Origin of the sequence: Thermodesulfatator autotrophicus (assembly GCF_001642325.1) — a bacterium.
Classification (GTDB): Bacteria; Desulfobacterota; Thermodesulfobacteria; order Thermodesulfobacteriales; family Thermodesulfatatoraceae; genus Thermodesulfatator; species Thermodesulfatator autotrophicus.
Window position 1 is genome coordinate 1 of sequence record NZ_LSFI01000074.1, and the last position, 8,821, is coordinate 8,821.

Here is an 8,821-nt window from a genome sequence, read left to right on the forward strand (position 1 = left end):
TCCTGCGGACACAGTTGACGAAACACTATGATTTTGTTAATACTAGATAATAGATAATTTACATCTGATCTAATCTTTTTAGCAAAAAATGTTATACTTGAAAATAGTATCAATATGATAACTATTCCCGAAACTAAAGTTTTTTTCAAAGCTATATAATATAAATCTTTAAAGTCTTTTTCATAGAAACCCGTAGCAATAATCCATCTCCAGGGTTTAAATTCTTTGGCAAAGGTCAATTTTGATTCTATCAAGTTGGCATTATCTTCATATTGCCAGTAATAGCGAGTAAAACCTTCTCCTTTTTCTTGAACTACCTTGGCTATTTCATAAAAAAGCCTATTTCCTTTTCGGTCTTTAATGTCAGTTATATCTTTTCCATTTAGGTTAGGTTTGTAAGGATGCATTATCATTATGACTTTATCTGGATTGTCGCCAATTACGAAAAAATAGTCCTTCATTTGGCTACCGTAGCGAAGTTTGGCTAGCACTTCTTTGGCCATTTTCTGGGCCTGTTCCCGGGTAAGTTCTCCAGAAAGTTCTTTTTGATGAAAAAAATCAAGAATAGAATAGGCTTCTTTTACCAGATCTTGAATGCGCATACGGTAAGCAGCATCAAGCATACGATAGTTCTGATAACTTTGCCAGCCCACTAATAAAGAAACTAAAATAACTATCAAAACAACCTGAATCGTAAAGAACTTGTTGATACTTAATTTTTTCATGAATACCTCCGGCTAAAATTTTGGTGATAGACTAGTGAATATCTTATTTAATTTCGGACATATTGGCTAAAATTTTAAATTTTAGGGACACAAATTTGTCATCGTGAGCGGAGCGAAGCAATCTTGGCCGCTAGGAAGCACTGGTCCCTAGTGCAAGATTTCTTTAACGACTACGCAATCTGGTAATGACATTTGTTCTGTAAAAGATAATCGCTTCTTGCTTTTGCTTGCTCTTTTGGATAGGGGGTAATAAAAAAGACTTAAGGCATATTGAATTCTTTCATCTTTCGCCACAGAGTAGTACGAGAAATCCCTAAGATTTTAGCAGCTTCTTTTTGGTTAAAGCCAGTAAGATAGAGAATACTTCTTATATATTGTCTTTCATATTCTTTTAAAGGTAAAAATTGGATTTCTGGTTGGCTTTTACCTATCAATTTCAAATCTGGAGGAAGCTCGTCTACTTCTAATGTTTTTTTATCACATAAGGCTACGGCTTGTTCTATAATATTTTCTAATTCTCTGACGTTTCCGGGAAAGGAATAGTTTAATAATATTTTTATAAAATCAGGAGAAACCTTTTGTACATCTTTTTTGAATTTTTGATTATATTTGTCTAAAAAATGAATAACTAAAGCAGGAATATCTTCTTTGCGCTCTCGTAGAGGCGGAACTTTTATATTTACTACATTTAAACGAAAAAAGAGATCTTCTCTAAATTGACTGTTTTCAACCATTTTTCGTAAATTGCGGTTAGTAGCCGCAATAATACGTATGTTAATATCTACTGGTTTTGTTCCTCCTAAACGATAAAACTGGCGCTCTTGAAGGACTCTTAGCAACTTTACTTGAAGAGAGAGCGGGCACTCTCCCACTTCGTCTAAAAAAAGAGTCCCTTCATTAGCTGCTTCTAGAAGCCCGATACGCTTACTTACTGCTCCGGTGAAAGCTTCTTTTTCGTGACCAAAAAGCTCATTAGCAGCTAAATCTTCACTAAAAGCTCCACAGTTAAAAGCCACAAAAGGATTGTCTTTGCGAGGACTTAAATAGTGAATGGCTTGGGCAATAAGTTCTTTTCCAGTTCCCGATTCTCCCTCAATGAGTACATTACAATCTAAAGGAGCAATTTTTAGAATTTTATCAAATAGATTTTTCATGGCTGGACTTTCCCCAATGAGCCCAGCAAAACAGCGACGTTGTTTAATTTTTAATCTTTCTTCACATATTTCTAGCCCTTCGCTTTCTTTAAGGGCCTTTTCGATTAAAGCGTATAAGTCTTTTAAATTAAAAGGTTTGGGCAAATAATAATAAGCCCCTTTTTTGGTTGCCTCCACTGCTCCTGGAATAGAAGCGTAACCGGTAATTAAAATTACCGGCAAAGCAGAACAAATTTTATGAAGTTCATCGAGCAACATTAGACCATCAATATCTGGCAAGCGGATATCACTTATTACCAGATTGCAAAAATTTTCTTCGATAAAGCTCAAGCCAGGTAAACCTTTAGTAAAGGTGTAGACCTCATAACCTTTTTTGGAGAGAGCTGTTTTAAGCCGCTTACAAGTAATCTGGTCATCATCAATAATTACTAAACGAGGAGGATTATCTATTGCCATCTACATTGCCCCTCCCTTGTTTTCTATAAACAGGTAATAAAATTCTAAAAATAGTTCCTTTCCCTTCTTCACTTTCTACTTCAATCTGTCCCTTGTGTTTTTGGATAATACTATAAGAAACTGAAAGTCCCAAGCCGGTTCCTTTTTCTTTAGTAGTAAAAAAGGGGTCGAAAATTTTCTTTCTAATGTCTTCAGGAATACCCGGTCCTGTATCTGAAATTTCTATAACAGCTTGGTAGTCTTTTTTCTTTACTCTAATCTCAAGCTTACCTCCTTTATTCATAGCTTGTATAGCATTTGTTATAATATTAATTAATACTTGTTGTAGCTGATTGAAGTTTCCTTTAACAAAGACCTCTTCTTCTGGTAATATTATTTTTTCTTTTATGCCTTTTAGGGCTATTTCATTTGCTACTAATTTGAGAGTTTCTTTGACCAGCTTTCTTAGGTCTATATTTTCAAGATTACTTTCTCTTTTATTGCGAGCAAACTCTAATAAATGAGCTACTATTTCTCTAGCTCTTTCAGCTTCTTTATATATATCTTGCAACATTTCCTGTATTTCTTCTTGATTTAGCTCTTCAAAACTATCAATAATAATTTCTGCTGTTAAAAAGATATTATTTAAAGGATTGTTTATTTCGTGAGCAATTCCTGATATAGTAGTTCCAATAGCTGCCATTTTTTCTGCTTGTATTAATTCTTGTTGTTTGTTATTTAAAGAGTTTATCATTTGGTTAATAGCCTTTCTTAACTGTTCATATTCTTTATATTTTATGAACCATTTTTCGTATTCTGGAATGCAATTTGCTTGATCTTTTGTTATTTGGTAAGCATAATATGCTAGATGTTCTATAGGTTTAATTATCCAGATAGCTAAAATATATGCCCCAATAGGAGCAATTAATAAGACTATAAAAATTATTAATATAGGAACTAATGAATATTTTTTTATTTCATCATCTAATTTTTGGATTATTTTATTTCTAATTTCATTAAAGATAACAACGATTTTATGCCCTTCCTTTCTTATTTTTTTAGCCTGTGCTGTACTAATTTTTTCCTGTTCTATAAAATTTTCCAGAATTGTTTTATAGTTATTTATTGTTTTTTTAAGTTCATCAATTTTATTTTTAGTATCTAAATTTTTTATAAATTTACTGTTTTTTTCTAGTTCTAATTCTAGCTTTTCAATATAATCCATTGCATATATAAGATCTTGTTTATTATGGTATAGCAAGTAATTTTTTTCATACCTGCGGACTTCTAATATCTGCCTGTCAATATTTTCAAGTTGAATCCATAAATAGACTTTTTGATCTAATTTTTTAATACATATATAGCTTGTGGCTACTATGAATAATAGTATTAAAGTATAACAAATAACAGCAATATATATAGCTTTTTTTAGTGTTATATATTTGTTTCTTAGCAATTAAAACCGTTCTCCTTTGGTATGGTTCTCAAGTTGCTCAATTGCTTGCATAACAGATTTTTTAAGATCATCTAGACGAAAAGGTTTTGGAATAAAATCAAATACTCCTTCTTTTACCGCTCGACGGGCACTTTGAGCATCAGCGTAACCGGTAATAATGATAATTTTAGCTTTAGGGTTTAAAGTTTTGGCCTTCTCAAAAACTTCAAAACCATCTATATCCATTTTGAGATCTGTTATAACTATATCAAATGGTTCTTTTTCTAAGGTTTCTAAAGCCTCTTTCCCGCTGGTATGTACCAGAACTTCATATCCCATTTTTTCAAAAACTAATTTAAGTCGTTTAACTACAATGGGCTCATCATCAATTATCATAATTCTATATTTATTGACTGACATTTTTCCTCCTAATATTGAGCCTATAATTTCCTGATATAAATCCTTCGAAAGCCCTTTCTATTGATAAATCATTTTCCATAAAAACATCAAGTTGTCTAGTAAAACCAATTAGTCGACCAATCATTTCAAGAAGTGTTTCTATTTCTTTTAATGGTAAATTAGTTATTCTAGATATTAATAAATCGCCTTTAGTAGTAACATTAAAATCATAATAACTAAGTATCTTTTTTATTAGCTGAATACGACGACTTCTTTTAGCCATATCTGTAGCCCCGCCAAGAAACCGAAAATAAATATGATTTTCTCGTGTATTGGGGGAGCTATAAGTATCTAAAATATTAAAGTGATAACCAAAGCGAAGACTTAAGTTTAAGTAATAAGTTGAGATGACAGCTATATTTTCTCCTATATAATGTGGAGATATAGCAGGAGTTTTTATCATACTAGATATAAAATCTTTGAAATCCATTTTAACCGCTTCAGTTTGCCATACTCCCGGAGTAAGCATGCCCCTAAGAACGGCTTTAAAAGGCAAACATTCTATATTTTCCAGAGTAATTTCATCTTTAGATTGAGATTCGCTAGTCAATCCGCCGTCTAAATCAATAACTAATATGCCAGCTGGTATAGCTAGTTTTAATTTTTTTGTTACATGCCTGTCAAGTAAATTTTTGGCGTCTTTCCCTACATTGACGAGTTCTTGGACAGCCTTTTCATGACAAAAACGTAGTATATCATGAAAAGTTTTACAGGCTTCGGGACGAAAATCTTTTATTAAAGGATCTACTAAGTTAAGAGGAGATACTAAGTGCAATATTTTGCGTAAAAGACGAAACTCTTTAGTGTCTGCGAGGTTCAGTTGAGAAACAGCCTGAAACTTAAGCAGTTCTTCTACCCGGCCACGATAAATGCAGTTATCATCAGCATCTACAGTAATAACTTCACCGGGTTTTACTAGTTTGGTAATATTTTTCATTCCCACAATAGTGGGGACACGAAACTCTCTACACAGAGTGGCCATGTGGCTGGTGGGAGAACCTATATCTGTTAAAATAGCGGCTGCTTTAGGCATAACTTTTACAAAATGTGAAGAGTCCCGTCTGGCTACTAAAACAGCTCCTTCTGGGAACTCATCTAAATCTTTCAGACTCTGTAAAAGAAAAACAGGGCCTAAAGCTATCCCTCCGTGAGCAACAAATCCCTTATCTTCTGTGATTACTTCATATTTTTGCTTAATTTCTGGAAGGGGTCTTTCTTCTAAAACTTTATTTGAGATAACTAACGGACGACTTTGCAGTATATAAAGTGATCCTTTAGTATCAATAACCCACTCTATATCTTGTGGTCGTTTGAAATAACGCTCTAGCAATAAACCCGCCTTGGCTAGGGCTTTAATTTCATCGTCAAGAAGGCACGGTTCTTTTTTTATATCTTCTGGTAAGCTATTTTTAATAATTTCATCTTTATTAGTAATAAAATAGTAATTTTTTTCGGATATTTTTTTATGTAAAATACGATTAGGATTATTTCGAGATACAATAAAATGGTCTAAAGGAAAAGTGCCTTCAACTATTGATATTCCCAGCCCCCAATTAGCGGTAATTAAAAGAGTTTCCAGTTTAATGTCTTGAGGATTTACCGTAAACATTACACCACTAGTACGAGCTTCTAAAAGTTCTAAGAAGCCTACAGCCATAGGCATGTCAAGAAAATAGGAGCCAAAACTTTTGGCATAACTAAGAGCCTTAGAACTAAAAAGGCTAGCTATTACCTGTTTATAAGCTTTTTCAAGAATGGGTAGAGTAGGGGGGACATTTATTACTGTTTTAAATAATCCAGCAAAAGATAATTCCTGATCTTCTTCCTGAGCACTGGAACGAACTACTAGCGGACGATCACCACAAATTTCTTTATATCGTAATAAAGCACTGGATAAAGCTTCCTCTAACGAGGGATTTATTTTGCTTTCTAGAATTGCTTTTTCAACTTTTTTTCTTTTGTCTTCTAAATTTTTATCCCTGTCTTCAATACCAAAGGGCCATTTTGTATTTTCCCTTCTATCAAATTTTCTAATTGAGTGTTAATTTCGTCAAATATTTGATAAAGAATCTCATATTTATTTCGGCATAAAACATTTAAATTGTGTATAGAACGAAATACTGCTTCAGAAAGATCTCGGGATATCTGACGAATATAGGCTATATCAAAGATATAGTCTCCACTCAGCTTATCCCCCATATCAGCTATGAGCTCCAATGCTTTAGTATTAGAATCAATTACTGCTCTAAATCTATTAAATATAGAACGTATAGAAATTAGTTTCTGATTATTTTGCTTTTTTTTAAAGATATCACCTAATCTTTTAATAAGATTCATAATTTTTTGAGCTTATCTAATGTTTACTTTTACCACCAAATATCATACCTACTCCTAAACCAGCTATTATTGCAATTAATATAGCTATAATTCCATAGAGAGCTGGTTTTTTTAAAGCTAATTCTGTAATTTTCTTTAAAAGACCTACTTTTTGAACTTTAATAATATTAGTGCTAGTTTCAACTATTTGGCCATTTTTTATAGCGTATACTGTAACGGTATAATTATCAGGTGGTACCTGAAAAGGCCAATGAGTATGCAAAATAAAATCTGAACCACTTTTCCCAGTTTCAACTTTTATACTATTAATATTTTGGCGATAGAGCTTTAAATGTTCTTTAAATTTAATAAACTCTCGTATCCATTTTGTTCTTTGGCTTTCAGGAACTCCTTCTATTTTTACTCCGTCAAATAGAGCAGTATAACCAATACCATATTTTTTTTGTTCTTCTTTGTTTAAAATTTTGTCAATAGGTTTATCAGTAAAAACCATATAAACTATAGGAATGGGTTCAAAGGATATTTCGCCAACATTCATCCAAAATAAACCCTTTACTTTACCTTTACGTCTTAATACTAACTTTTTTTCAGATTTATCTTTAATGATAATTATATAATCTGCAGTATAATCTGTATGACCAGAAATCTCAAAATCTTTTCCATTATAAAAAAAATGTATGGGAATATAATTAGGAACTACCTTGAAAGAAAGAGTAGCTTGGGCTTTTGGTAATCTTATCAATAAGATAGCAACAATAAAGACAAAAAGAAATAATTTTTTTCTACCCATCATTAGTGTCCTCCTTTATAAGAAAGTAAAATATCTGGTTTCATAACTATGCTGAGTAACATTTTTACTGTTATGATTAGGATTATAAGCGAAAGAAGAATTTTCAATTGATCTCCTTTTAAGCGCCGTCCTATCCTAGCTCCCATTTGAGCTCCAAAAGTAGAACCTAAGAGCAAGAGAATAGCTAAAATGAAATCTACAGTATGGTTGGCATAGGCTTGAAGAAAAGTAACTTCTGTACAGGTAAACATTATCTGGAAAAGACTGGTTCCTACTACAACGTGCATGGGCATGCGAAGAAAATAAAGCATTACTGGCACCATAAGAAAGCCACCACCCACTCCCATGATAGCGGCAAGAATTCCTACCAACATGCCCAAAGCAACAGGAACTATGACTGAATGAGAAACGCCAGACTTTTCAAAATAAACCTGGAAGGGAAGGCTCCTTAAAAAAGATCTTTTTTTAGTTTCTACCACCATTTCTCCTGAAGAAATAGCCGTGGCTCCAGGATTATCCTTATGTTTGCTTTTGCGAAGAGCAATTAGACTTTCCACAAACATAAAACCACCTACCAAGCCTAACATAACTACATAAGTGATTTTGATAAGAAAGTTGGCATTTCCCATAGCTTTCAGTATTTTGATTATGTGAACACCCAATGCGCCTCCTGTAAAACCACCAATCAAAAGCAATAACCCCATTTTGAAATCAACATTACCAAGGCGCCAGTGAGCAATTACTCCTGAGGAAGAAGCAGCAACAATTTGGTTGGCATCAGTGGCAGCAGCTACCGTAGGCGGTATACCTATCATAATTAAAAGGGGAGTCATTAAAAAACCTCCTCCTACACCAAATAGTCCAGAAAGCAATCCAACCATTAGTCCTAGACCAACAATCAAGAAAATGTTCACACTCGTTAAAGCAATAGGTAAGTAAATATACATGTCTTCCTCCTTATTTGTTTTTATAATAAGCTTCAATGTTTTTTTGTGATTCTGTATCGTTTGGTTCAGGAACAACCAAATATTGGAGATGAGAATAAGGCCAATCTGGCTGCTCAATTAGCTTTTTTTCTATTTCTTTTATCCATTTTTCTGTGTATTTAATTTGACTTCTATTTTTAACTGCTACTAATATTTGGACGGTATCTTTGCGCTTCAGTAAGTCGAGTAGGGCACTTTCCAGCTTCTTATCATCGGAAAGATATATTTTTAGGTCTATTTCTTCTGTTTCGGCTTTGCTACGCAATCTGGCTAGAAGTTTAGTTACTTCTGGAGAGGGCTCTCCATTTATGTCTAGCAAAGCATAAACTTTACCACCTTCTCGTTTAGCCAATTGTAAAGCACAAAAACCACCCCAAAGAATCAAAGAAGCCTCTGGCAAAACCAAAATTATGTCTCTGACCATTTTTATAAATTTCTCCCAGAAAATTTTTGTTCAAAAAATAGCAACAACATAGTGTTTCGTCAACTGTGTCCGCAGG

Annotated in this window: 9 protein-coding genes; all 9 read right to left on the reverse strand. The window is 33.2% G+C overall.

The features are described from left to right. Positions 1 to 725, reverse strand: a 725-nt coding sequence (locus TH606_RS10640; RefSeq protein ID WP_197460570.1) for a cache domain-containing protein, incomplete at its 3' end; no start/stop codon positions are given. 260 nt (positions 726 to 985) lie between these two features. Further along, positions 986 to 2,335, reverse strand: a complete 1,350-nt coding sequence (locus tag TH606_RS10645) for a sigma-54-dependent transcriptional regulator (protein WP_068543883.1) — start codon at positions 2,333 to 2,335, stop codon at positions 986 to 988. Beyond that, complete coding sequence (locus TH606_RS10650) at positions 2,322 to 3,770, reverse strand: sensor histidine kinase (RefSeq protein ID WP_068543886.1); 1,449 nt, start codon at positions 3,768 to 3,770, stop codon at positions 2,322 to 2,324. Before TH606_RS10650 ends, TH606_RS10645 begins: the two co-directional genes overlap by 14 nt. Then, entirely contained in the window at positions 3,771 to 4,169 is a 399-nt protein-coding gene (locus tag TH606_RS10655) for a response regulator (RefSeq protein ID WP_068543890.1), read from the reverse strand. Beyond that, positions 4,156 to 6,243 carry a PEP/pyruvate-binding domain-containing protein gene (locus TH606_RS10660; protein ID WP_331710697.1) on the reverse strand — a complete coding sequence of 696 codons (2,088 nt, stop codon included), beginning with the start codon at positions 6,241 to 6,243 and terminating at the stop codon, positions 4,156 to 4,158. The genes TH606_RS10655 and TH606_RS10660 overlap by 14 nt, the downstream gene beginning before the upstream one ends. Continuing rightward, entirely contained in the window at positions 6,174 to 6,545 is a 372-nt protein-coding gene (locus tag TH606_RS10665) for a hypothetical protein (RefSeq protein ID WP_068543895.1), read from the reverse strand. Before TH606_RS10665 ends, TH606_RS10660 begins: the two co-directional genes overlap by 70 nt. Before the next feature lie 16 nt (positions 6,546 to 6,561). Then, positions 6,562 to 7,338 carry a TIGR02186 family protein gene (locus TH606_RS10670; RefSeq protein WP_068543897.1) on the reverse strand — a complete coding sequence of 259 codons (777 nt, stop codon included), beginning with the start codon at positions 7,336 to 7,338 and terminating at the stop codon, positions 6,562 to 6,564. Continuing rightward, complete coding sequence (locus TH606_RS10675) at positions 7,338 to 8,282, reverse strand: sulfite exporter TauE/SafE family protein (protein ID WP_068543901.1); 945 nt, start codon at positions 8,280 to 8,282, stop codon at positions 7,338 to 7,340. The genes TH606_RS10670 and TH606_RS10675 overlap by 1 nt, the downstream gene beginning before the upstream one ends. A 10-nt stretch (positions 8,283 to 8,292) precedes the next feature. Then, positions 8,293 to 8,745 (reverse strand): phospholipase D-like domain-containing protein, encoded by a 453-nt coding sequence (locus TH606_RS10680; protein WP_068543902.1) that lies wholly within the window; start codon positions 8,743 to 8,745, stop codon positions 8,293 to 8,295. Positions 8,746 to 8,821: the final 76 nt, after the last annotated feature.